General features: G+C 58.3%; 20 protein-coding genes, 1 tRNA gene and 2 pseudogenes. 12 read left to right on the forward strand and 11 right to left on the reverse strand.

From position 1 onward, the window contains the following. Positions 1-149: 149 nt before the first annotated feature. Together AC3WLC_RS02570 and AC3WLC_RS02575 are read left to right on the forward strand one after the other, a co-directional pair. Complete coding sequence (locus AC3WLC_RS02570) at positions 150-632, forward strand: Hcp family type VI secretion system effector (protein WP_493682368.1); 483 nt, start codon at positions 150-152, stop codon at positions 630-632. Positions 633-1,217: 585 nt separating this feature from the next. Next, entirely contained in the window at positions 1,218-1,901 is a 684-nt protein-coding gene (locus tag AC3WLC_RS02575; protein ID WP_493682369.1) for a Crp/Fnr family transcriptional regulator, read from the forward strand. Between the two features lie 46 nt (positions 1,902-1,947). Here the strand turns inward: AC3WLC_RS02575 and AC3WLC_RS02580 are convergent, their stop codons facing one another. The 4 genes from AC3WLC_RS02580 to AC3WLC_RS02595 all read right to left on the reverse strand — a co-directional run bounded on the left by AC3WLC_RS02580 (position 1,948) and on the right by AC3WLC_RS02595 (position 6,266). After that, positions 1,948-3,672, reverse strand: a complete 1,725-nt coding sequence (locus AC3WLC_RS02580) for a cache domain-containing protein (RefSeq protein WP_493682370.1) — start codon at positions 3,670-3,672, stop codon at positions 1,948-1,950. 34 nt (positions 3,673-3,706) lie between these two features. Beyond that, positions 3,707-4,717: an ABC transporter substrate-binding protein gene (locus AC3WLC_RS02585; protein WP_493683120.1), complete on the reverse strand. Its 1,011-nt coding sequence runs from the start codon at positions 4,715-4,717 to the stop codon at positions 3,707-3,709. A 247-nt stretch (positions 4,718-4,964) separates the two neighbouring features. Beyond that, positions 4,965-5,807, reverse strand: a complete 843-nt coding sequence (locus tag AC3WLC_RS02590) for a class I SAM-dependent methyltransferase (RefSeq protein ID WP_493682371.1) — start codon at positions 5,805-5,807, stop codon at positions 4,965-4,967. Positions 5,808-5,900: 93 nt separating this feature from the next. After that, entirely contained in the window at positions 5,901-6,266 is a 366-nt protein-coding gene (locus tag AC3WLC_RS02595; RefSeq protein ID WP_493682372.1) for a DUF1127 domain-containing protein, read from the reverse strand. A gap of 108 nt (positions 6,267-6,374) precedes the next feature. Between AC3WLC_RS02595 and AC3WLC_RS02600 the strand changes: the two genes are divergently transcribed. From AC3WLC_RS02600 to AC3WLC_RS02615, 4 genes and pseudogenes are all read left to right on the forward strand, one after another. Next, positions 6,375-6,620 carry a hypothetical protein gene (locus AC3WLC_RS02600; RefSeq protein ID WP_493682373.1) on the forward strand — a complete coding sequence of 82 codons (246 nt, stop codon included), beginning with the start codon at positions 6,375-6,377 and terminating at the stop codon, positions 6,618-6,620. A 305-nt stretch (positions 6,621-6,925) separates the two neighbouring features. Then, a complete protein-coding gene (locus AC3WLC_RS02605; RefSeq protein ID WP_493682374.1) occupies positions 6,926-7,675 on the forward strand; it encodes an ABC transporter ATP-binding protein in 750 nt (249 codons plus the stop codon). Between the two features lie 13 nt (positions 7,676-7,688). After that, the gene (locus tag AC3WLC_RS02610; RefSeq protein WP_493682375.1) at positions 7,689-9,209 is read left to right on the forward strand and encodes a hypothetical protein; all 1,521 of its coding nucleotides are present in this window, start codon (positions 7,689-7,691) and stop codon (positions 9,207-9,209) included. A 171-nt stretch (positions 9,210-9,380) separates the two neighbouring features. Continuing rightward, positions 9,381-9,590, forward strand: a pseudogene (locus AC3WLC_RS02615) (transposase); the annotation flags it as partial. A 371-nt stretch (positions 9,591-9,961) separates the two neighbouring features. Here the strand turns inward: AC3WLC_RS02615 and AC3WLC_RS02620 are convergent. Then, a tRNA-Arg gene (locus AC3WLC_RS02620) sits at positions 9,962-10,038 on the reverse strand. 771 nt (positions 10,039-10,809) lie between these two features. Here AC3WLC_RS02620 and AC3WLC_RS02625 point away from each other — a divergent pair. From AC3WLC_RS02625 to AC3WLC_RS02650, 6 genes are all read left to right on the forward strand, one after another. Continuing rightward, on the forward strand, positions 10,810-12,495 hold the full coding sequence (locus AC3WLC_RS02625) for a 5'-methylthioadenosine/S-adenosylhomocysteine nucleosidase family protein (protein WP_493682376.1): 1,686 nt from the start codon (positions 10,810-10,812) through the stop codon (positions 12,493-12,495). 294 nt (positions 12,496-12,789) lie between these two features. Then, positions 12,790-13,698: a hypothetical protein gene (locus tag AC3WLC_RS02630; RefSeq protein ID WP_493682377.1), complete on the forward strand. Its 909-nt coding sequence runs from the start codon at positions 12,790-12,792 to the stop codon at positions 13,696-13,698. Continuing rightward, positions 13,685-14,971, forward strand: coding sequence for an HD domain-containing protein (locus AC3WLC_RS02635; RefSeq protein ID WP_493682378.1), 1,287 nt, complete (start codon positions 13,685-13,687; stop codon positions 14,969-14,971). The genes AC3WLC_RS02630 and AC3WLC_RS02635 overlap by 14 nt, the downstream gene beginning before the upstream one ends. Beyond that, a complete protein-coding gene (locus AC3WLC_RS02640; RefSeq protein WP_493682379.1) occupies positions 14,968-16,230 on the forward strand; it encodes a DNA methyltransferase in 1,263 nt (420 codons plus the stop codon). The genes AC3WLC_RS02635 and AC3WLC_RS02640 overlap by 4 nt, the downstream gene beginning before the upstream one ends. Next, on the forward strand, positions 16,230-16,745 hold the full coding sequence (locus AC3WLC_RS02645; protein WP_493682380.1) for a hypothetical protein: 516 nt from the start codon (positions 16,230-16,232) through the stop codon (positions 16,743-16,745). The genes AC3WLC_RS02640 and AC3WLC_RS02645 overlap by 1 nt, the downstream gene beginning before the upstream one ends. A gap of 435 nt (positions 16,746-17,180) precedes the next feature. Further along, the gene (locus AC3WLC_RS02650; RefSeq protein WP_493682381.1) at positions 17,181-17,729 is read left to right on the forward strand and encodes a recombinase family protein; all 549 of its coding nucleotides are present in this window, start codon (positions 17,181-17,183) and stop codon (positions 17,727-17,729) included. A 51-nt stretch (positions 17,730-17,780) separates the two neighbouring features. Here AC3WLC_RS02650 and AC3WLC_RS02655 read toward each other — a convergent pair whose 3' ends face one another. The 6 genes and pseudogenes from AC3WLC_RS02655 to AC3WLC_RS02680 all read right to left on the reverse strand — a co-directional run bounded on the left by AC3WLC_RS02655 (position 17,781) and on the right by AC3WLC_RS02680 (position 22,551). Beyond that, positions 17,781-17,978 carry a DUF2513 domain-containing protein gene (locus tag AC3WLC_RS02655; protein WP_493682382.1) on the reverse strand — a complete coding sequence of 66 codons (198 nt, stop codon included), beginning with the start codon at positions 17,976-17,978 and terminating at the stop codon, positions 17,781-17,783. Positions 17,979-18,036: 58 nt separating this feature from the next. Beyond that, a pseudogene (locus tag AC3WLC_RS02660) lies at positions 18,037-18,162 on the reverse strand (hypothetical protein); the annotation flags it as partial. Positions 18,163-18,267: 105 nt separating this feature from the next. Next, complete coding sequence (gene dctP, locus AC3WLC_RS02665; protein ID WP_493682383.1) at positions 18,268-20,361, reverse strand: TRAP transporter substrate-binding protein DctP; 2,094 nt, start codon at positions 20,359-20,361, stop codon at positions 18,268-18,270. Positions 20,362-20,535: 174 nt separating this feature from the next. Beyond that, positions 20,536-20,835 carry an HNH endonuclease gene (locus AC3WLC_RS02670; protein ID WP_493682384.1) on the reverse strand — a complete coding sequence of 100 codons (300 nt, stop codon included), beginning with the start codon at positions 20,833-20,835 and terminating at the stop codon, positions 20,536-20,538. Beyond that, entirely contained in the window at positions 20,775-21,329 is a 555-nt protein-coding gene (locus AC3WLC_RS02675) for a hypothetical protein (protein ID WP_493682385.1), read from the reverse strand. The genes AC3WLC_RS02670 and AC3WLC_RS02675 overlap by 61 nt, the downstream gene beginning before the upstream one ends. A 322-nt stretch (positions 21,330-21,651) precedes the next feature. Continuing rightward, positions 21,652-22,551: an SH3 domain-containing protein gene (locus AC3WLC_RS02680; RefSeq protein ID WP_493682386.1), complete on the reverse strand. Its 900-nt coding sequence runs from the start codon at positions 22,549-22,551 to the stop codon at positions 21,652-21,654. Between the last annotated feature and the right edge of the window lie 12 nt (positions 22,552-22,563).

Raw genomic sequence — 22,563 nt, forward strand, 5'->3', positions numbered from 1 at the left:
CCGATGCCCGATGGCGGCGCTCCCGCGTGCCGCCGGTGCTCTAGCTGACCATCAAAGCCGTCTGCCTCGCGCATGCCGACGCGACCTGGCAAGCGACGCGCTTCCACCACCGAACCTCGTTTCACGACGATCAAACACCGGAGATGAAAATGTCCAGCGACTTTCTGCTCGAGATCGATGGAATCAAAGGCGAGAGCCAGGATTCCAAGCACAAGGACACGATCGAGATCGAGTCCTTTTCCTGGGGCGTCGGCAATTCCGGAAGCCACGCCTCGGGCGGCGGCGGCGGCGCTGGCAAGGCCAGTTTCCAGGATCTGCAATTCACGGCCAATGTCAGCAATGCGTCGCCCACGCTGATGCTGAAATGCGCCACCGGCGAGCACATCAAGAAGGCCGTGCTGCACGTCCGCAAGCAGGGCAAGGGCCAGCAGGAGTTCTACACGATCACCCTCGAGGATCTGCTCGTGTCGAGCTATCGATCGGGCGACAGCACCGGTGGCAACCCGGTGCCGACCGATCAGTTCTCGCTGAACTTCGCCAAGATCAAGTACGAGTACAAGCCACAGAACAAGGACGGCTCGCTCGGCTCGACCGTGACCGGCACCTACGACCTGAAGGCAAACAAGGAGTAACATGCCCCCCGGCCGGCGCCGCGCGGGCGGATTTCGGCCGGGCCGCCGGTGTTCATCCTCCCGTTTTTTGAGGACCATCGTCATTGGGCGTTTGCGCAGCCCCGTCGTTGCCACGTCAGCAGCCGGACCGAAACGATCCTGGCAGGACAGGGCGGCACTTCCGGGATGATAGCGGCCCCAAGCAGCGGATCTCCTTGCGCGACGAGACGATGTCATTCGGAGCCATGTCGTCGAGGGGCGCTGCACCGTATCGGGAGCATCGGCTTCGGAGAGCCTGGGCAAGCCTCAGACGCAGTTTCCGGGCTGGGCGAGATATTGGCGATTCTCGCCAGAAATGGGCATTCCAGTCCGCGTGCCGCGGGGGCGCCTCGTGCAATGGTCGAAGGCCTGATCGTTGCGCGAACGCATGACGGTTCGGGCCGTTAGGCAGTGTGATACTCTCCTCAGGATCGACCGCATATGACCTCAACGCAGCCGCGGCAGCCGATTGTCTTGGGTTCCAGCACAATTCCGACCAAGCGTTCTGTGCGCCGGATCACAGAGGCTGCGGAGGGCCCCGTCGCGGTCCAATTCTGGAGGCCACCGATGAGCGACGCCGTTCATCGCGTCGTGAATATCTTGTCCGCGAACCCATTCTTTGCGGGCTTCGAACAGGACGCCCTCGAGAAGATCGCGGCGGCCTGCAGGCCGCGGCACCTCGCTTCGCGGGAGATACTGTTTCTGAAGGGCGACCCGAGCGACGGACTCTATGCCATCAGGCGCGGCCTGATCCGCATCGGAACGACGGATGATCTCGGCCAGCAGATGACGATGAACGTCCTCGGCGGCGGCGACGTCTTCGGTGAAATCGCGCTTCTCGACGGCCAGTCCCGGACCGCCGATGCCGTGGCGATGGATGACACCGACATGTTTTTTCTGCCGCGGCGCGAATTCTTGAGCCTGCTTGCTCGCGAGCCTTCTATCGCGCAGCAGGTCATCGGCCTTCTCTGCGCCCGGCTGCGGGATGTCATAGACCGCATGGAGGAGACGAGATTCCTGCCTTCCTCAATTCGGCTTGCACGACGCATTCTGGTGCTCGCTGCCGATTACGGCACGGATGTCCGTGCGTCTCAGGAGGAACTGGCATCGCTCACCGGCGTGACGCGCGAAACAGTCAACCGCCACCTCCAGTCCTGGAAGCGCACCGGCGTCATTTCCTTGGGACGAGGGCGACTGGTGATCAAGGATATCGACGATTTGCGGCGTCTGGCAAAAGTCGATGCCGCCTAGCAGCGGCGTCAACACTGCGGCAGCTCGAGCGCTTATCCAGCTGCCGCTATATGTCAGCGGCAAAAACCCGAACGGGTTGGTCGAACCCCTTCAGAATGTGCGCATTCAGTTCAACCAGAGGCGCCCGCCCATCGATGGCCTCCGCGGCGACCACATCGATCAGGACTTCGGCATTACCAGCGCTTGCGCATAGGCGCGAGGCGAGATTCACGACGGTTCCAATCGCAGTGTATTCGAGCCGGCCTTCGGAGCCGATACGCCCCACCGTCGCAGGCCCCATCGCGAGCCCGATCCCGAAGCCAAGTTGGTGGTCGAGGCTCCGTCGATCGAACAAAAGGGACTGGACGGTCTTCTGCATGTCCCGCGCCATATTGACGGCGCACAAGGCCGGGTCCGCACGGGACACCGGGGCATTGATCAGGACCATCATCCCGTCACCGGAAAAATGCGTCAGCGTGGCCCCGTGGTCGATCACCACCCTGTCCAGAGCATCGTAGTATTCGCTTAGGAAGCTCATGACGATTTCAGGCTCGGCACGCGCCGAGAAGGCCGTGAAACCGCGCAGATCGCCGAAAACGACGACCACCTCGATGCGCCGACCGTCGAGCACGCTGTCGTCGCCAGACCGGTCGACCAGTTCGGCCACCTGCGGCGCGAGAAATCGCTTCAGCCGGCCGATCCGCTCCGAGCGCTCCTGCGACACTGCCAGATCGCCCGCCATCTCGTTGAAGCGTGTCGCCAGCCGCTCAAATTCGTCGCCTGTGGCGATGTCGATCCGATGGTTGAATTGCCCGGCGCCGATCTGCGCCACGCCGTCTTCCAGAATGCGGATCGGCTTGATCATGCGCTGGGTGAGCCAGTAGGCGAGCGCCGCCGCGAGGCCGGAACCAACAATGAGGACTGCTCCGGTACGCCACAGAGCGGCATAGATCGGCTCGAAGGCCTCGGCGACTGGTTGCTTGACGACGACGCTCCAGTCGACGCCGGGTATCGGCGCCATCGCGGCCAGCACCGTATGTCCGCCGATGTCGCGTCCTGATGTCGCCTCGCCACGTTGCGACGTAATGCTCGCTCGAAGAGTCTGGAGCGGCTGTATAGCGGTCTGGTCTGCGCGCAGAACCAGGCTGATATCGGGATGAGCGATGAGGCGCCCCGGCTGGTCGAGAACGAATGCTGCTCCGGTTCGGCCGACCCGGATCGCCGAGATGACGTCCCAGATCAGCTTGAGATTGACCTCGGCGACCGCCACGCCGACGGCCGAACGGGTGCCGGCTACGGCAATGGTCAAGAAGGGCTCGGAGCCGCCATGGAAGGTCACGGGGCCGTACCAAACACCGCCCGGGCGGACATTCTGGAGCGCAGGGCTGACCGAGTGGTCTGCACCGCCCTCGACCTTGTTGAGCCCCAAGCGCGAGACAAATATGCGCTCTCGCCCGGTGGCGTCGACAAGGGCCAGGCTGACGACGGCAGGGACCTGACGCAACAGACGAAAAGCGTCGAGCCTGCGTCTCTCGTCAGCGCTGTCGGACCATGGCAGCTGGACCGTCCACGCCAGTTGATCGCGGATCCCGTCCAGGAAATCCTGAATTTTCGCAGCAGCGGATCGGGCTTCTGCTTCGAGAAGGTCGTTCAGCCTTGCCTTCTGGTCGCGATGACCAAACCAGGCTTCGCTACCGCCGGCAACGAGAAGGGGCACGACGACTGCCGCGAACAGCGCGATGAAATACTTCGCGAAGAGCGAGCTCCGTGGAGCGGATGGCGATTGAGTCACCGTGACAGCTCATGCGCCGGCTTTCCGGCCAAGTCTATTCGATCACTACGTCCGCGCTGCTCAAAATTGAAGGCGGCATGGTCAGTCCAAGCTGCTCGGCCGCCTTCAGATTGACGAATAGCTCGAGCTTCGTCACGCGCTGGACCGGCAGATCTGAGGGTTTCTCACCCTTGATGATCCGGCCGGCATAGATTCCGGTATGGCGGTGTGACTGCCTGAAGTCGCCGCCATAGCTCATCAGGCCGCCGGCGTTCGGGAAATCCCGCGCCTGGGTAATGGCGGGTACTTTGTAACGCATGGCAAGCTCGGCGAGGCGCCGGCTTCGGTAGGCGAAATAGGGATCGGAGGTGAAGACCAGCCCAGGCAGCTGCATCTGGGGTACGGCCGCGAACAGAGCCTCCAGTTCCGGCTCGCTGCTGGCATTGAGGAGGCGCAGTCCCAATCCGAGGCTGCCCGCAGCGGCCTGCAGGTTTCGCGATTGCGAAGCCGAGGTCGGGCTCGTCGGATTGACGGCGACGGCAAAGGTCTTGGCGGCCGGAAACAGCTCGCTCATGAACTCCAGCCGTTTCAGCGAGACTTCCACGCTGAGGCTGCTTACGCCGGTGAGATTGCCGCCCGGCCGGGACAGGCTGGCGACCAGCCCCAGCGCGACAGGATCGCCCCCCAGCTCGAAGACGATCGGGATCGTCTTGGTCGCCGACCGTGCGGCGAGCGCGACCTCCGCACCGCCCGGCGCGACCATGACGCTGACCTGGCGATCGGCAAGATCCACCGCGAGTGCCGGTAATCGGCCATACTGGCCTTCAGCCCAGCGAAAATCGATCGCGACATTGCGGCCGTCGACATATCCGGCTTCGGCCAGCCCCTCGGCAAAGGCGGCGAGGCGGCTGGCGTAAGGCTCGGGCGATTCCGAGCCGAGATAGCCGATGACCGGCGTGGTTTTCTGCTGTGCCTGGGTCGAGATCGTGGATGCCGCCATCGCGCCGAGCAGCGCGATGGTCTCGCGCCGCGTCGCTGGAACAGCCTGGCGCAAGGTGCATGGCATAGAACGCACGGCCGTTCCCCTTCCGACCGAGATCTGTGCAGGCCGGAAAGCGCCGAACCTGCACGGATGCCCTTATATCATGCCGGATGAGCCGTGTCGTTGGACCAGTCCGCAGGGGGCCGATCCGAGGAGCCACGAAGGTCGTGGATCCTCGGTTCGAGCGGCCTGGCCTAGTCGATGCGAAAGACGCGTTAGCGTGTGGTTGGAGCAGCCGCCTGGGCGCAGGCGCGGACCGAGGCGGCCGAACTCATTTCAGCCCTCGCGTGACGACGACCTCGAGATAACTGCTCGGCACCACCACGCTTGCATCGCCCGATCGGTTGAACTGTTCGACAAGCGCCGTCAGATCCAGCGCCAACGCCGCCTTGGCAGGCTGGTCCAGCGCCGCGAAGACCTTGAGCACTGGTCCATAGTAGCTGCTGAAGACCTGGAGCCAGTGCTCCGGCGAGCGATAGCGAAAGACGAAGTCGCGCCGCGTCGTCCGGATGGACACGCCGGGCGACCCGAACAGCTCGGCCAGGCGCTCCTCTGTGCCCCAGAGCGCGGGAGAACGCAGCCCAGGAGCCGGTGGGACATGTTTCCCGATCGTTTTGAAGAGCTGGCCGATGAAGCCGTCCGGCGTCCAGTTGGCCAGGCCGATCTTGCCGCCATGTCTGCAGACGCGCAGAAGCTCTACGGCCGCGCGCTCCTGATCGGGCGTGAACATCACCCCGAAGGTCGACATGACCGCGTCGAAATGGCCATTCGCGAACGGCAAGGCTTCGGCATCGGCTTCGCGGAAGGAGATGTCTAGCCGCTCGGCCGCAGCGCGCTCGCGGCCACGATCGAGCAAGGCCGCGACATAGTCCGTGCTGGTGACGTCGCACCAGCGGCGAGCCGCGGCGAGACTGGCATTGCCGTTCCCGGCGGCGACATCGAGCACAGCCTGGCCGCTGCGCAAGTCGAGCGCCTCGCACAGACGTTCGCCGACGATCTGCAGGGTCGTTCCGACGATGGCGTAGTCGCCGGACGACCAGGCGCCATGCTGGCGGAGCTTGATCGCCTCGTGGTCGATCTTCTGCGGGGCGGCAGCTTGAAGCATAGTGGACATTGGATGTGTCTCCCGGTGAGTTTTGCTCGGTAGGCTCGATAAACGGGTGGGGGGCATGGCGCTTCGGGGGGCCTCGCGCCGTACAGTGAGTGGTCATGGCCGCGGATCGGCGCGCCGAACGCTGAACTCGATCTCCGAACGGCTGATGCCGATATCCTTCAGCATCCTGTCGTCGAGCCCCGACAATGCGTTTGCCGCGTGGCGTAGCTGCACCCCAAGGGCAATCCTGCGCAGCCGTCCCGACAGCGCCTCGATCAGCCTGGTCGTCAGCGGGCGCCGGGCAGGCTTTTGATGCGGCGGGACGAAAGGGCCGTGGACCTCATAGAGGAACTGATCGCCGAAGATCTGCCCGACCGCCATGCGCCCGACCAGTCGATCGAGCACCGACTTGGTGCGAGGCCGCAGCATGTCGGCCAGGTCGTTGATGTCGTGAAGAAAGTCGCTTCTCAGCGCATACATTGTACCGCTCCATTGCTTTGTCCGCCGCCTCCTCGGGCGGTGTTGCAGCGTTGTGGCGGTTCGGGGGGCATCTCGTCCGTGAGGTGCCGCACACAATCGATTCGACGCATGGGCTTGAGCTCGATCGTCTGCGGCACGGTACCGCTTCAGTTCTCCGGCCCGGCCGGCTATGGCGCCATGCTTGGCAAATTGTTCGCGCCGGGGCTGGCCATTCGTGCCCCAGCGCTGCTGGCATTCGCCGTGATGATGGAACGTGTCGGACTTTCGGTCAGTGCGGCGGTATTAGTCGCGCTGTCCGGTGTGGGCGCTCTGGCTCTGCTACGACTTGCCCGGGCAGCTACGGCAGAGGGCTAAGCGGCCGCGCTGGCCTTTGCGAGCACCGCGCAGTTTTGAGCTTGGAGCGAACTCCAATCAGCAGAGTTCCGGTGTCCGCTTCCGGGCAGCATGCCAGCGTCGGCTTATGGCGCTACGCCGCCGCGGACTTTGGCTGAAGGCACCTCCGGCTTCGTGAGGCTCCTGATCTCGGTGTCCGCGACCGGCAGCAGGCCAAGCCCGCGAACTGTTCGGACAAGCCGAGCCAACTCTATCTGGAAATGTCAGTTTAACCTGAACGTCACCAGCGCTGCCGCATAGCACCCCAGTATGATGGGAGCGGTCGAATGAGTGACCATGATGCGCTGGTTGTCCGCGGCTTGGTGAAGCGCTTCGGCGGCTTCACGGCTGTCAACGGCCTTGATCTCAATGTACGGCGCGGCGAGCTCTACGCATTGCTGGGTCCGAACGGGGCGGGCAAGACCACTTCGCTCAGGATCGTCGCGGGGCTGCTCTCTCCGGACGTGGGCGAGATCAGCATTTGCGGAATCAACCGCCTGCGCGATCCGGTTGCGGCAAAACGTGTGGTGGCGTGGCTCCCAGATGAACCGATGGTTTACGACAAGCTCACGCCTGTCGAGTATCTCGATTTTGTCGCCGGCCTTTGGCAAGTCGAGCCACCGGTGGCAAAGCTGCGCCGCGACGCCCTGCTCGAGACCCTCGACCTGACCCGCGTGGCAGACCAACGCTGCGAGGGCTTTTCCAAAGGTATGCGCCAAAAGGTTGCCCTTGCTGGCGCGTTGATTCACGAACCCGAGTTGCTGATCCTTGACGAGCCGCTGACCGGCCTTGATGCGTCGATGGCGCGCCACGTGAAGGAACTGCTTCAGCAACGTGTCGCAACCGGCGTGGCGGTGATCCTCACCACGCATATCCTCGAAGTCGCTGAACGGCTCAGTGACCGCATCGGCATCATCCGCAGTGGCAAGCTGGTCCGCGAAGGCACGATGGCCGAGCTGCTCAATGGTGGCGCCTCCCAGGATTCTACGCTCGAAGATGTTTTCCTCGATGTCGTCGCGCGCGAAGAGGCAGCCTGAGATGCAGGCCCTTATGTCCGGTGCAACCCGCGCCGTGCTGGCCCTCGAAGCCCGCCTGGCATTACGCGGCATTGCCGACATGGCAGGCCCGAAAACGGCAATGCGTCCCTGGCGGATCGCGGGCGCGTTGGCTGTGGTCTGCACGATCATTTTCGGCGTGTCGCAGCTTCTGCTGATGACGGCCGGCGAACTGGACCCTGCCGATCCGCGCCTTCAGATCACATTGACGATCAATCTTGCCTTCCTGTTCGTCCTCATGATCTCAGCCGCGCTCGATTCCGCCGCCTATGCGCTTTACGCGCGCGGCGACTATGATCTGATGTTCTCCGCGCCCCTGCCTCCGCAAACGGTGCTGCTGGTCAGGGCTCTCAACGTCCTTGGTTTCACGCTGGCAAAAGCCGGTCTTTATGGCGCGCCGATGCTGATCCTGCTGGCGGTGCAACGCGGACCTCATTGGTTGGCTGGCCTGCCCCTGATCCTGGCCCTTGCACTCAGCGCAACGGTCATCGCGATCGGACTGGCAATGGGCCTGGTTCGCCTTATCGGTATCCGGAGCACGCGCGTCGCGGCGCAGATTGCGGCAGCGCTGGCCGGTCTGCTGGTGCTTGTGATGGTGCAGTGGGACGCGATTTTTGGGGCGGGTCCAAAGGACGCCCTTGTCGCGGGCTATCTGGCCAACCCTCGGTCTCTTGTTTGGCAATTGGCGATGCTGCCTGCCCGCGCCATGACGGGCGATGCTGTGGCCCTCTTAGCCGTGGTTGCCTGCGCGGCGCTGATGGCCGTGCTGATGTTCACCGGCCTTGCCGAGAGCTTTGTGCGCAATGCGGTCCTGGCAGCAGGATCCGCGTCTGCTGTTCCACCCCGCGCCAGGCGTAGTCGCGCATCCTTCGGAGCGTCACCATTGGGGGTGCTGATGCTCAAGGAACGGCGCATCATTCTACGTGATCCGTGGCTGTTGTCGCAGATCCTGATGCAATGCATTTTTCTGATCCCGATCGCCGTCGTGACAGTCTATCGGGTCGCGAGTGGAGCTAACGACGCCTCGGCGCTCGTGCCGGTCCTGATCGTTCTGTGTGGCCAGATTGCCGGTGGTCTGACCTGGATCGCAATGTCGGCAGACGAAGCAGCCGAACTTGCCTTGACCGCCCCCATGGACCCCAGCTTACGCGAGCGCGCCCGTTTTGGCGCCATATCCTGGCTTGCAGTCACGATCGCCGCACCGCCGTTGATGCTTTTACTGATGTTCGATGCCTGGGCCGGTCTGGTCAGTCTGCTCGGTGTTGCATGCGCCATCGCCTGCGGCATCCTCGTTAACATCTGGCATCAACCGAGACTGGCGAGGACCGGCATGATCAGGCGGCGCATGAAGAGTCCCATCTCCGTGACGCTCATAGAGCTTCTGGCCTTGACGATGGTTGCGGTCGGACTCTGGCCCTTGCTGGCTGGCAACTACCTGGCGGCAATGCTGGGCGCGCTCCTGGCCGCGGCAACGATGGGCCTGCTATATGCGGCGCGCCCACGCGCAGCAGCCTGAGCAGGGGACTGTCAGGATTTCCGTGTGCGGGCGGCGGGGTGAACATCAGGCCCCATGACCCTAGTGAAGCGCTCGCCGAGGATGACGGCGAACTTGGGGCTTGGCCATGGCCCACTCACCGGGCGCCATCTTCCACTCCCTCTCGGAGCGGTTCAAGGCGGGGAGGAGCAGATTATTGCGGTGCTGAAGAAGGACCAAACCGGGATTGCGGTGGTGGATCTCTGCCGGAAGCACGGGATCAGCGACGCGACCTTCTACAACTGGCGCAATTGCTATGGCGGGATGGAGGTATCGGACACTCGTTGGCTGAGGGCGCTCGATGACGAGAACCGCAAGCGCGAGAAGCTGCGGGCGGAGATCAAGCTGGTCGTTGGAGACCTTGCCTGGCTGGCCAAAGTCGCGAATGTCCGCTTCTAGGTGAGGCCCCAATGTCAGCTATTGGCGCAATGCTGTCTTGAACATTCGCTTAAACGCTCTGACCGAATCGGGGGGAGATAAGACGCATGCTCTTTTCGCCAGCCACGGTTCTGTCTGGCTTCTATCACCCGCGCCTAAGCAGCGGCCCAATGCGCCGAAGCGAGTGCCGACCGAGTTCGTGAAGGCCGACTGCAGGAACATGCGCTTTGGTCATGCTCGCTAAAAGCAGAACGCCCGGACGCTATGCTGTGGCTATCCGGTGCTACTAACAAAGTAGGCGGAACAGCCGCAAAGTGCCAAGGTTGGAGAAACGTCAATGATCGTAGGAGGTTAAATGGCGCGCCCGACACGATTCGAACGTGTGACCTTTGCCTTCGGAGGGCAACGCTCTATCCAGCTGAGCTACGGGCGCTTTCCGTGGATCTAGCCGTCGATAGAGGGCCTAAGCTCTTGAAAATCCGATCATAACCTTGCTGATCACGATATACATCGTAGCGGTGCGTGTGGCGCAATCAAGCCCAAATTCTCACGAGCGGGTAGGCGGAATCTGGTGCTGACTGTGACAGCTATTGTGACACGGATAGACCGCTCGCTTTGGCGGTCATCCTTTTGGAAGCTGCTGATGCGCACTAACGAGGGGAGCCGAAGCCAGATTTGGCTCTTAGCCACCATTTGGAACGTCTATTCGAGCGGTGTCACAAGGTCGGCAATCGAGCTGCCGAAGCAAGCCCCAAGCGGAAACGGCAATGGTTGTCCACCATTTCGGTACGGCAGGGCGCGCAACATTGCCGGAACTCTCCCGGAAAATCTTGTGGGAGAAGGCTTGTAAATTCGAGATTGGACATTGCATGGAAGGTGACGTGCACGGATAGCTTGCAAGCTACGCAGGCTTACGGACCACACCCGAGCAAGGAACTTAGGACGAACACGTATCGGTCTCGCGCACTAGACACTAGCTACTTCGCCCGGTCGGCCTACTAAGCGAAACGCCTGCCGTTCGGTCCTCCTCGCAGCACGTCAGAAAGCGGAAATGCCAGCCAACGGTCGGTCAGCCTATCTGCACTTCTTAGATCGAGAGCTGGGCGAGTCCGTCGGTTACCAGGCGACCGCTGCGGAGGTCCAGAGGAGTCTGCAGCTTCTGACCCTGGTGGCAGGAGCGTCATTGAACTGTGGGACCTCACTGTTGTTTGAAAGTCCCGCGATCAATTCGTCCCCTAGTCTTTTTCGGTTCTGTCAAGTTTTGCTGTCGTCCGGCTGGCTGGATCTACTCAGCAGCCATCCTACTATCGCCGAATTTTTGGAGTCGCGAGCCCAACTATACGAGCATGATCAGTCTCGCTACCCAATGTACTTCGATAGTATACCGCAAATTCCAAGCCGCGCGAACATTATATCAAAAAATTCAAGTGCGACGCGTTCTCTCGTAAGAAGTCTTTCTGCATGGGGACACGACATTGAAGAATCTAACGATCGCGAACGCGATGCCAAGAAAGTTGTGATTGAGAGTCTCTTGCGACGCGAGGATCGCGCTGTTACCGCCGCGATATTCGCTGCTGCAAGCGCCGCATCAGCTCAGCCGACGCGCGCCATTAGCATTGTACGAAGACGTATTTCGACCGACTACACCGACCATTTTATGAGCGTTCTCAGTTCCGACATCGCTACTGGCATGCATGGATTAGATCATTTTGATCATATGTCGCGCGAATATCCACGATACGATATTCAGATACTGCATAATTTCTCGCGATTGCTTGGTATAAACAATATTATAGAATCTAATTGGGAATTAAATCAAGAGTTTTGGGAGCGATTTCTATACATCGGTGGAGCCGATATTTCATTTCAAGCATATCTGGCCGAGGCGAATATATTATTTTCTGCTTTATCTGTTTTGTATAAGGCAGGCCCGCCAAGCAACATACCTTCGTTCCGTACTAAGATTAAGCAAACTCTCGACCAATTGAAAGTATATTTTCCAAATGATGTTGTTGCAATTAACCAAGATATATTTTTGAATATTCTACAAAGAACAAAAATTATTATATCTCATTTAGAAAATAATACAGAATTCAGAGATGCCGTAACAGATGCCAGATTGGGTCAGAAAATGTCTAGCTCTTATGATGCCATGATAATGGTTGCTACCGATGTAGAGTTAAATGCCGTTATTGAAAAATTCAAACTGAACGGAAATCAGCCGACGCTATACTTTGATGGTGGGCGCGCGTTCTATGATCTAGGTTATCTCAATAGAAGGCGGATCGCTCTAGTGAAGACCGAGATGGGGAGCTCATCGGTCGGCGGTTCGTCGTCGACGGCACTTCGGATGATCAATCACCTTTCTCCCAATTTCATTGTGATGGTCGGGATCGCGTTCGGGGTGGACAGAAATAAGCAATCGATTGGGGAAGTCCTAATCTCCAAGCAGGTTCTTTGCTACGATCTGCAACGGGTAGGAACTGGCGCGGACGGAGAGCCTGTAATGAAAAGCCGAGGGGATAAAACGAGCGCGGATCCGACGCTAGTAAGCCTCTTCCAAGCCACGGGAGCCGTCTGGTCTGATGCAAGCGTCACGGCTGGACTGCTACTGAGCGGTGATAAGCTCGTAGACAATCGGGATTTCCGCGAGCAGATACGTGCGTTCTCCGGAGGAGAAGCGATCGGTGGCGAGATGGAGGGAACCGGCTTGATTCAAGCCTGCGCGGAAACGTCGACCCGATGGGTCATTGTTAAAGCGATCTGCGATTGGGCGGATGGAAATAAGTCTCACAGGAAGAAGGAGCGTCAAGAACTCGCGGCGAAGAATGCCGTGTCGTTCATGTTCAGCGCGTTACAGGTTGAGACCGGCGCGGGGGGGGCGATTTAGGTGAGGACGCCCCGGCCCAAGTTTATTGTCATCGGCGGTGGGTTGAGTGGACTAATTGCGGCTCACGTACTTTCCTGTCGGGGGGGCGAAGTCACCCTTCTTGACAGAAGCCTTCCTGACGGGAATGGAGCGCTCGGTGGTTTTACAGGGTTTTCGGGCGCAAAGTTTTCTCTGTTGCCCGCTGGCCAAGGGCTCGTTCCTGCAGCGGGATCGCTGGAGAGGCTGCGGGCGGCCATCGAGGAGGTGCTGGAGTTTCTCGATCTAAGATCGAGGGTCGACAGCGGCGCTGGGGATATGTCCGCCGATGAGCCTCTTTCTGGTTCTGGAGCCATCCGGCGTTACCGATCCATCGTGCTAACGCCTCTGGAGATCGCACGAACTATCGAAGTCATCTCCGAGCATGTCAGAGAATCCGCCAAGGTTATCACTTCAGAGGCGACGGCACTCCGTCCCGACGGTGATGATTGGGTGGCGTTCGGTAGGAACGGAGAGATCGCCCGAGCTCGATCGGTGCTCTTCGCTGCTGGACGGACTGGCGGGTCGCTGCTTCGTGATGCCGGGGCTACCCCTCAGGAGGGGAAAGGGGTTGATTTAGGCGTGCGCGTCGAGTTTCTCGACCGTCAGGCGCTGCAGCGTTTGCGAGATCAGGGGCCCGACGCGAAGATTCTTATGGCGCGGACGCGGACCTTTTGTCTCAACCACCCAGGCACGATCTACAGGTACCCTTTTCGCGGTATTTCGATCCCGGGTGGCGTCGTAGCGCATAGCGATCAGACGTGCGCCAATGTCGGCCTCCTTACTCGTGTCACCCCTAAGCAGGCTACGATCGAGGATGTGCTGCGTCGGCTCGAAGGACTTCGAGCCCCTGAGTACGAGCTTGCGCCTGTGGTACGCGGCTCTCCCTTTCAAGATAAGCTGCCGACAATCCGCGCGGCATATGGGGAAGCCATCGCTGACGAGCTTCAGGCGTTCGCGACGATGCTCGGCGCCTCGAAGCTTGTTGATTGGGACAGCCCTCATAGGGTTCACTTCCCATTGCTGGATTGGCATTGGGACACCTTCGCTGTGGGGGGCTCCCACCGAACGGATCGTCCCGGTCTGTATGTCGCGGGTGATGCGGCGGGGCATGCTAGAGGTCTGCTACAAGCCGGCGTTTCAGGATGGCTTGCCGCGCATGAGATGCTCTCGGATGCTGACAAGTAGGATCCTCGATCCCCTCTACGGCCGCACCAGCCTCGATGCCCGCGAGGTAGAGCTTCTATATGCTCCGGAAATCCAGCGGCTGCGCAACATCCGGATGTGCAACATCAACTCATTGCTCGTGACTGGCGCATCAGAGGTTTCGCGTTTCGAGCATAGCCTTGGAGTCGTGCGACTAGCGAAAGAGTGGGTTGACTCGTCAGGGGCGTCCAAGGAGCAGGCGGAAATCCTGATAGCGGCTGCTCTTCTCCACGACGTAAAGACGGGCCCTTTCGGCCACTCCTTGGAATACACACTAAAGGACAACCCGCGACTGCTGGATCTGGAGCACCAGCAATTGGGACAAGATTCGGAGACTTTTTTTTACCAGAAGACGCCGGCGAACGTATCCTATCTCGGAGCACGTTTCTCAGCACAAGAAAAACTCGGCCCTCTGTGGCCGCTCGTCGCGCAGACGATCGCCGGAGACGGCCCGCTGGGACCGTTGATCAGCGGATCAATCGATCTGGACAACATCGACAACGTGGTGCGACTTGCATACCACATGGGCATAACATCTGCCGGCGACAGCGAGATGGCAGTAAGGCTGGCGCGCGACCTTCGAGTCGAGTCTGGCAGTTTATCAGTGACGAGTTCTTCGGTGCCGTTGATCCAAAGATGGCAGTCGTTGCGCCATGTTCTCTATACTTATCTACTGCACGACTGGGCAGAGTTCTCCGCAAAAGGGATGCTTACGAAGGCGATCGAGTTGGCAGCCGAGGCAGACCTAATTGGGACGGACAGTTGGATTTTTACGGACGATGGATTGATTCAACATCTAATAAGCTCCGCAATTGGCGACAATCAAGAGATCGGCTATTTAGTAAAGAGGCTTTTATTGGCTCAGCTTTACACGCCCATAGCCATATTCCGAGGAAGGCAGCTCGATAAATATCAAGATTTATCCAACCCGATCAATAAGAGAGATATAGAGAGGCAAATGGCTTCTGTAACAAAAAGTCCTTGTGTGTTTCACGTGATACTGGATAAATCGAAGACAGATCGCAAGTTGAGAATATTATTGCGCGACCAAGATAGGGTGGCCGAATTGGGATTCGACACACAAGAAATATTGATTGGCCTATTCTCATCGCGTCCTGTTCCTGAATATATCGCTGCGCGGGCGAAATTTGAATTCAATAGAAAGATGATGGGTTATGTCGGCGAATTGTCAGAGATCAGAGATCCGTTCTCTGACCCATTTAATAGCCCTTCTGATCAATTGAAGCTGATATGACGAACAGAGACACGCTTCGGCAACTTGGGATTGTCGATTGGGATTTTATAGAGCATCATGATCTTAATTTGTCCGCGATGCATTGGTATCCGGGGAGCTTCGCTCCTGGTCTGCCAGGTGTTTTGATTGACTTGTTGTCAAAGCCGGGAGATACGATTTTTGATCCATTCTGTGGGATTGGGACGACCGCTGCTTCGTCGTTATTGCGCGGCCGCAACTCACTTTCTTGCGACTTGAGCCTTATCGGAGTGATGTCAGGCTTTGCCACGACAGGCTTATTGGCATTGCTGGTTTCAGAGCCGAGTCAATTCTTCGATATATTTGAAGAGTTAGAATATTTGACCCAAGCGGTCGACGCTCAAGAGCTTCTCATCTCGCGATCGCTTAAGTCAAATGCGAGAACGGATGACATAATCAGGCGCTATAGTGGCGCCTCCATGCAGGAAATATTCTCCGCGATTAGCTTCTCACCGAACATTGAGCGTCTTTCTCTTTGGTACCACTCAGAAACACTGTCACGATTAATCGACCTGATACGCATCCTCGAAGATGCTAACATTTCACGATTCTCCAAGACCGTCGGCCTCACGATGATCTCGGCCATAGCGCGCAGCTTGTCTTCCGAGACCCGCAGTTGGGGGCATGTGGCGGACAATGTGCTACCGAAAGAGTTCGTCTACAAGGAGGTCCCGCGGGCTGCTTTGGCTTGGTTAAGGCGGACGAAGAAGCGGTTGGTTGACGCCAGGCGTGCTGCGCCTTCGACGCTTTCTGTCGGGAGTTTCGAGTTCCGGTTGACGGATTGGACGACGGATCGAGAAGCGGGAGCGGATGTCGGGATGGCGCTCCTCCTGACGTCCCCACCATATGGCGGCGCAATCGACTACGGCCTAGCGCAACGTCTTTCCTTATATCTATTGGGGTTTTCTGACGATGCCCTAACTCGGATGGTGTCGATGGAGATCGGGGCTAGGAGGAAGCGCTTTAAACCAAATCATGTGTCAGATTGGGCCCAACAGCTTGTTGACGCGGTCAAGGTTCAGATGATGTCTCTTGACGAAGATGGATATGCCTCGTTCGTTATGCCACATAAGGACCATGGGCGTGATGCTGGAGTAATACTCCTTAAAGAGGTCCTCGCAGAAAGCGGCTGGAAGCTATGGTTCACCGCCGATCGATCGGTTCGACAGTCTCGAACGCGCCAATCATGGACTTCGATTACCAAAGAGACAATTTTGATATTCGCGAAAGGTAAGATTTGATGCTCTACGTTATTACTGGCGTCAGGGGCGCAGGAAAGACTACACTTATTGATAACTTAAGCCGCGAGAGCCTCGTCGCTGTGCTTCAGCCTTCGACGACCAGACCTCCCCGATTCGAGGGCGAGCGGGAATACGATTTCGTTAAGTTGTGGGACCCTAAGAAGTATGCATGGTCAATCAGCTACGGCAGCGCGGTCTACGGGATGCGCCGCAGTGAAGTCGAGCGCGCATTGAATGTCGATGCTGCGACTGTGTTCGAACCAACATCGATTGAAGTCTTTTACGAGTTTCGTCGGAAGGAGGATTTCCGTTCCATTACGATCGGTCTAGATACCGTGAATGACGTGAGGGAGCAGTACGTGAGAGTGGCGGGCTCCGAAGGCCGTTTAATGAACTCGGAACAACTCGACGTTGCTAGGCGAAGGGTACGAGAGTGTGACGTGGTCATATCAGGCGATGCTAGTGAGATCCTAGCCAAGGTGAGCGAAATCATCAGGGGCAATGCTTCGCGGTGATTGAGTTGTGTCGCGAAGCGGAGCTAATTGAGTGGCGCGCGTTGAACCGCCAATAGCTGAGCTTCTGAAGATCTGAGGAGGGGTGCGAGGAAACGCGCGCAATGCTGGCGGCAATCATGCTTCCCTCCAGTATGATATCTCGGCACTTTATTTGTCCTTCGCTCAGAGCTAGCCAAAGCGCCAATGTCCGCTTACCACCGGATCTCAATGCCGGCTTGTGACGAGATGCGCTATTTTTCACCTGATCCTCCGAGTGTTTGCTGCCGCGTTGTGCAGGGCCATTCGGCAGGTGTGACGAAACTAGGTGTCTCATTACGGTATACCCTGATGCAACGGCGAGACGTTACGCGCAAGGCGTCACTTCAGGGTTGACTTCAGTGAAATGTTACGCGCAGTATCTCAAGTCAAAATTCTGATGTGACAAGGCGCGTCGCTATGAGCAAGATCGGATACGCTCGAGTCTCGACCACCGGACAGGACTACGAGGGTCAGGTTGAGCGGCTACAGGCAGAGGGTTGCACTGTCGTCCGCAAGGAGAAGGTCAGCGGGGCGAGCCGAGAGGGGCGCACGGAGCTGGACACGGTGCTGGACTTCCTCCGGCCTGGAGACGAATTGATGGTGACGCGGCTAGACCGCCTCGGGCGCTCGACACGAGACGTGCTCAACATCGTGCACGAGTGCGACCAACGTGGCGCATCCCTGACGGTTCTGGAACCCTTCGTCTCCACCAAAGGAGATACCGGCCGCATCGTGCTCACGGTCCTCGGGATGGTTGCGGAAATGGAGCGCGGCTTCATCAAGGCGCGTCAGCGCGATGGGATCGCGAAGGCCAAGGAGGCAGGCGTTTACAAAGGGGGTAAGCGCAGAATTGACGCCGAGAAGGTCAAGAACCTGCGGTCGGAGGGCAAGGGTCCGACCGAGATTGCCAAGGTGCTTGGCGTGAGCCGGATGCAGGTGCACCGCATCCTTACCGGGGCATCTTGACCAAAAGCAGTTCTGAGTTGTTCTCCGATGAGAGATTGCAAATCAGCGCCGTCATCCGACTTTGACCCCGGTAAAATCTTCGATCTGCTTTTTGATTAGGCCCTTGCCGATCTCCTTAAGCGTGTCGAAACTCCAACTCTTGACGGCATTGGCTCCCTGTTTCGTCTTTGCCCAAACCTCGGGATCTCGTATCGTATCGAGAAAATCGTGACCGTCCCAGGTGAGGCGACGAAAGCCAATTCCTTGCATGGGTCGCAGCCCCACCATCGTCGATCAGACCGGCTTCGCGGATTAGGTCACAATGGTAGGCAACTGCCTCTGGATCGTGGGCTGCGAGGTCAAGTTCTTCCCCTCCAGGCTGAAGATGAGCGACCGCCCTTGGCCTGATGGGGGGTAATTCAAGCTTCAGAAGCAACTCGCGAACGAGCTCCATATCACGCTTCACCAACAGCTCCAAAGTATATAATAAAAGGCAATATTATAGATATGGCTGTATGAATTCGCTTCGTAATCTTCACTTGTTAGTTCCAATGGACGACTATTCGGAAGGCCTAAAGGCCCAGTAATTTATGCCTGCTTTCGCCTTTGTCTCCAGACCGGGCCGCGATACAGGCGGGAGGTCACTGAGGATCAGGTTCTGCAGGTCGGCCTGGACGCGTACGCTGCGCATCATGTACGCGTGGCCAACATCGCAGGTCTTGGCAGCCCAGCTCAGCACTGGCCAGTATTCCGCAGACAGGAAGGAGGGAGGGGGTTCGGCTTCCGTCGCGTCGATCGTCTCCACCCCCTGCGCAACGAATATCCCCGTTCCAGCCTCGCCTAATCGCCGATTGCCGCCATGCAGTTTGCGCGAACAAAGGAGCGCGGTATCTTTATCAGACGCATATAATGTCAATCGACCGGTTCTGCGTAGAAACGCATCGACTGTTGGCGAGAAAATCCCGACATAAACATCCGGTGCAGCCATGATCGCGTGATGGAACAGCTTGACGCTTTTGTCAGATATGCCATCGAATTTATCGATCGCCTCGAGCATAAGACGATTTCCCATACTGTGTGCGGCAATGTGCAACCGCTGAACGCCGGCGGTCCGTCCGATTTTCTCGACAAACCGCAGGAAGTTGTCGCGACTCGCCCGAACCTCCTCCTCATCGCTACCATAGCGGGGTGCCGCTCCGTCCGACGGCCAGCTGTACAGTACAGGAATGCCGCCGAAATGGATGTCAGAGCTTATCAGGGCCATGGCCCGCGACGCGGAATCGAACGCGTTATTAAATCCATGAACAAAAATCACTACTTCTTTCTTGGGTGCGGCACTCAGCGCATCAGAAAGCCTTTTCTCAAAATCTACATCTGTCATAATCTTGAGATCGGCCATACGAGATTGCGCATCGTCTGTAGCGCCAAGTTTGCGACTTGGATTAATTGAGAAGCTGGCTATCCCAAATATCAGCTGACCGCGCACGCCCTGCAGCCGATAACGCGGTTCTGCCTCCGGCAGGAACGCCCGATCCGTGGCAAACAATACCTCGCCGGGACCTAGCCCGCGCGCTCCCACCGCTGAGGCCGGAACGACGGGCGGATCGGTCACTGCTCCACGCCGGTCCGGGGAAGGCGGGCTTTGAACGTTCGCTCTTCGGATACTCTCGACAATTGGCAGCACCGTGTCCTTCAGATCGTCGGGGCTAATACCTTGTGCCCGCAGCCAAGCCGGCTGGATTGCTTTCGCCAAAGATTCGGCGGAGACCTGTGTGACCGTACGAGCCTCGGCGATCGTCCTCGACAGATCCGCCTCCTGGCGCGAGGCAACCTCCGTTGCGACCAGCGACGCTTTTTGGCTTTCTTCTACTATGATCGACTGAATGCGGTAAGGCAGGCTCCGCCACATCGCATCATTCATCAAAAGTGCAGATACGCTCGGCCGCAGCGGGGTCGCGGCCGCTACGCTTGTTGACCACCTGGCCACGATGCCGGCTGCGCCGCCTGACTGGACTGCGAAAGCATTGGACACCTCCAATCCATCGACGGCGCCCATTTCGAGCGCTGCTGAGAGTTCTGCGAAAGGTAACACAACCGGTCTGGCACCGAGTTGTGAAACCGACGATCCCCCAGATTGTGTAGCAACGCGGATCTTCTGACCTTTAAAGGTGTCCAGGTTAGCGGGAACTGTCTTGGTGAACAGAGAATTTAGACCATTATTGAGATATCCCAAGCCGACATAGCCACCTCTCTGTAGAGCGGCCATGCCTGCAATGCCGACGGACGTCTTCTGAACAGCGTCGACCTCTTTTGTCGTCTGAAACAGGAATGGCAAGTCGAAGAGCGTAAAGGCGTAGCGTGTGGATTCACTTAGATCGGTGGTCGGAACAACTGCGATTTCAGCGGCATACTCCGCCAGCATGGCTTGGGGAGAGCCACGACGTTCGATTGCAGACGCCCGATAATTCGGGCCAAACCGTTCGTTGAGGCCGGCAATTAACCGGTCGATGGCGATTGACGCTGGCGCCCCCGGAGGAGCGGTCGAGATGATCCTTATCAGTTTCGGCTGTGCTTCCTGCCCGACTGCAGCTTGATGCTCTGCACCGAGGGCAATGACGACTGTGAACGCGGAATGGAACAGCTTCCTGAGCATTGACATCCGCCCTAGGTTTCTGTGGTGATATGAGACATGCGCCAGTCTCCACGACCTTACGTCAGAGAAACGCATTCCTAAGTCGTCTGCAAGGGTTCGTGCAGCCGATCTTCGAACTGCTCTAGCGCGGCTAGCCGCGCCCAATCCGTCAAAGCCGCCATCCGAGGGCGTGTACTAGGCGGCAGAGCGGAACCGCTCGAATCTGAACGCAAGCCGATCCCTATCTGGCCGATCCTGTTGGCGTTTAGGGCCGTGCAGCGTTCCACCGTTCAGCGCTTTCAACGCCTCGAGCATGGGGCCATCTTTCTGAACCATCAGCTTTTCGGACACGTGCAGCCGGAAATCCGGGTTTATTCCTATGAGGTGAGCGTCGAACGCCGCGTGATGGATTTTGGAGAGCGGGATCCCGTTTGTCACCATGGCTTGCCCGAACCGCTCGTCGCCATCCGCGACAATGTGCGCGGCATCAAGCAAGAGCGGCTCAGGGAGACCGGAAAGGACGCAGCGACCGTCGTAAGCAGTGATAACGGCTTCTCGGAAGGAAGCCTGTGAAGTCTCTGCTGGACCGTTCTCAGGGCGTAGCGGCGCTCGATCGCGCTTGCCGGCGGCGTCAGGTCATCGCGCCCTTGAACACTGAACGCGACGCGCGCTTTCAGCGCCTCGGCATCCCATCCGGCAATGAACGCCGGCAGCATCGCCTGGGCCCGGCCGGGCGCTCCCCCCAAAGAAAATAGATGATCGGCACCTGGGCTTCGAATGCCTCTCTCAGCCAACGGTTGTCGGCCGCATCCGGATCGGTAGGGGCTGACGTCGGTAATACCGCTGCGCGCTTGGGCGCCGCGAAGAGGATTCTTGAGCTGGCCTCCTACGTTCTCCAGCACAGCGTACGGCATGCCGTCTTGCGCGCGAAATACCTTGCCGCCGCGCCTGAGTAGCGATTCAAAAAGCGGCACCAGAAACTCGTGCATGGGCGCGCCGCGGAAGCAAGCTCACCAAAGTGCGCACGATTGTGGTCTCGCATGAAGCCAGCTGATTAGAGTTTTCATCGAGCGATCTCGGTAGCTTCACGAGGAACCCGGATTGTCCGAACCGGATGCGACATTCCCGAATTGGCCTCCGAGAGCGGTTCTGGCGACGTTCAGCCGGAAGAGGCCCGCATAGGTATCACGAACGCTAGAGAGATTGGGCGCGCTATCCCGCACCCGTTCCGCGGCCGATGAGGAGTGGCGAGCTTTATCAATATGGGCGTTTTCGCAATGGCGTGTATCTAACAAAATTCGAATCGAAACTCTAGTTAGCATTGGATTTGAGTTTTCGCTTAATATCCTCAAGTTTTGCTCCCGAAGCGCGCGGCAGATTATTCTCTCTAAGAGATGAGGAAGAACCTCCAGCTCCCGCTTCACCGCCGGCGTCGACACTTAGTGCTCGCGCATAAACAGCTTTCTCATCCACCGACAAACGTCGACCGGTCCACGGATGAAAATTCAAGCGGCATCCTGTAGGTTTAAACTTATGCCAGTAAGTGCCTTTGCCCTGCACAGCTCCTGACTTAAAGCAGTCAGGCACTTCTAACAGAAACTCCTCCGGAAAGAAACCATAGTCAGGCCACCCGGAAAAAAGATATGTATTAAGGCGGCGTCCGCTTTCTGGATCATAACGGACTGATCCCGCGGCCAGCATCAAGCACAGCTTGTCGATATTGAAGCCCCTCTTTCGATGAGAATAAACTATTAACTTGGAAATCGATATCGTGTGCGCCTCACCTTGATATGGACACTTAACGAATTCATCAGGGGTTTTTTCTTCGAGCCAGCTAATGCCTATATCAACTAAAGCATCAGTGCTCTCAAAAAATATCGGCGATGATCCGCGGATTCTCCCCGCACTACAATCGATAAATTTCGACCATACCCATCCAATCTTCTTCATTGCCGGACCAGTCACGTGTCCGACTTCTATCCATTCACCTTTCTTTGGCGACAAAACAACAACACCATCACCGTTATTTAAGGTATCAACCACCGTCCCTTTTGGGGACTGACGCACGTTTAAGGCCGTTCCGGTGGGATCCGCGACGAGGCATTCGTCTCCACGCCACTCAGCAAAGCTATGCGAGAGCCCTTGAGAAAGACCGGGCTTTGTCAACCAAAAGAAGGCCAGCAGCATTCCAAAAGCACTTTGAATCTGCATTTGAAATCCTCA

This window comes from Allobosea sp. GW821-FHT03A12, from assembly GCF_058986765.1.

Excerpts from the sequence above, each read along its gene's own strand:
- AC3WLC_RS02570 (WP_493682368.1), top strand. The coding sequence starts at position 150 with ATGTCCAGCGACTTTCTGCTCGAGATCGATGGAATCAAAGGCGAGAGC.
- AC3WLC_RS02575 (WP_493682369.1), top strand. The coding sequence starts at position 1,218 with ATGAGCGACGCCGTTCATCGCGTCGTGAATATCTTGTCCGCGAACCCA.
- AC3WLC_RS02585 (WP_493683120.1), bottom strand. The coding sequence starts at position 4,717 with ATGCCATGCACCTTGCGCCAGGCTGTTCCAGCGACGCGGCGCGAGACC.
- AC3WLC_RS02590 (WP_493682371.1), bottom strand. The coding sequence starts at position 5,807 with ATGTCCACTATGCTTCAAGCTGCCGCCCCGCAGAAGATCGACCACGAG.
- AC3WLC_RS02595 (WP_493682372.1), bottom strand. The coding sequence starts at position 6,266 with ATGTATGCGCTGAGAAGCGACTTTCTTCACGACATCAACGACCTGGCC.
- AC3WLC_RS02600 (WP_493682373.1), top strand. The coding sequence starts at position 6,375 with ATGGGCTTGAGCTCGATCGTCTGCGGCACGGTACCGCTTCAGTTCTCC.
- AC3WLC_RS02605 (WP_493682374.1), top strand. The coding sequence starts at position 6,926 with ATGAGTGACCATGATGCGCTGGTTGTCCGCGGCTTGGTGAAGCGCTTC.
- AC3WLC_RS02610 (WP_493682375.1), top strand. The coding sequence starts at position 7,689 with ATGTCCGGTGCAACCCGCGCCGTGCTGGCCCTCGAAGCCCGCCTGGCA.
- AC3WLC_RS02630 (WP_493682377.1), top strand. The coding sequence starts at position 12,790 with ATGTCCGCCGATGAGCCTCTTTCTGGTTCTGGAGCCATCCGGCGTTAC.
- AC3WLC_RS02635 (WP_493682378.1), top strand. The coding sequence starts at position 13,685 with ATGCTGACAAGTAGGATCCTCGATCCCCTCTACGGCCGCACCAGCCTC.
- AC3WLC_RS02640 (WP_493682379.1), top strand. The coding sequence starts at position 14,968 with ATGACGAACAGAGACACGCTTCGGCAACTTGGGATTGTCGATTGGGAT.
- AC3WLC_RS02645 (WP_493682380.1), top strand. The coding sequence starts at position 16,230 with ATGCTCTACGTTATTACTGGCGTCAGGGGCGCAGGAAAGACTACACTT.
- AC3WLC_RS02650 (WP_493682381.1), top strand. The coding sequence starts at position 17,181 with ATGAGCAAGATCGGATACGCTCGAGTCTCGACCACCGGACAGGACTAC.
- AC3WLC_RS02655 (WP_493682382.1), bottom strand. The coding sequence starts at position 17,978 with ATGCAAGGAATTGGCTTTCGTCGCCTCACCTGGGACGGTCACGATTTT.
- dctP (WP_493682383.1), bottom strand. The coding sequence starts at position 20,361 with ATGCTCAGGAAGCTGTTCCATTCCGCGTTCACAGTCGTCATTGCCCTC.
- AC3WLC_RS02675 (WP_493682385.1), bottom strand. The coding sequence starts at position 21,329 with ATGCACGAGTTTCTGGTGCCGCTTTTTGAATCGCTACTCAGGCGCGGC.
- AC3WLC_RS02680 (WP_493682386.1), bottom strand. The coding sequence starts at position 22,551 with ATGCAGATTCAAAGTGCTTTTGGAATGCTGCTGGCCTTCTTTTGGTTG.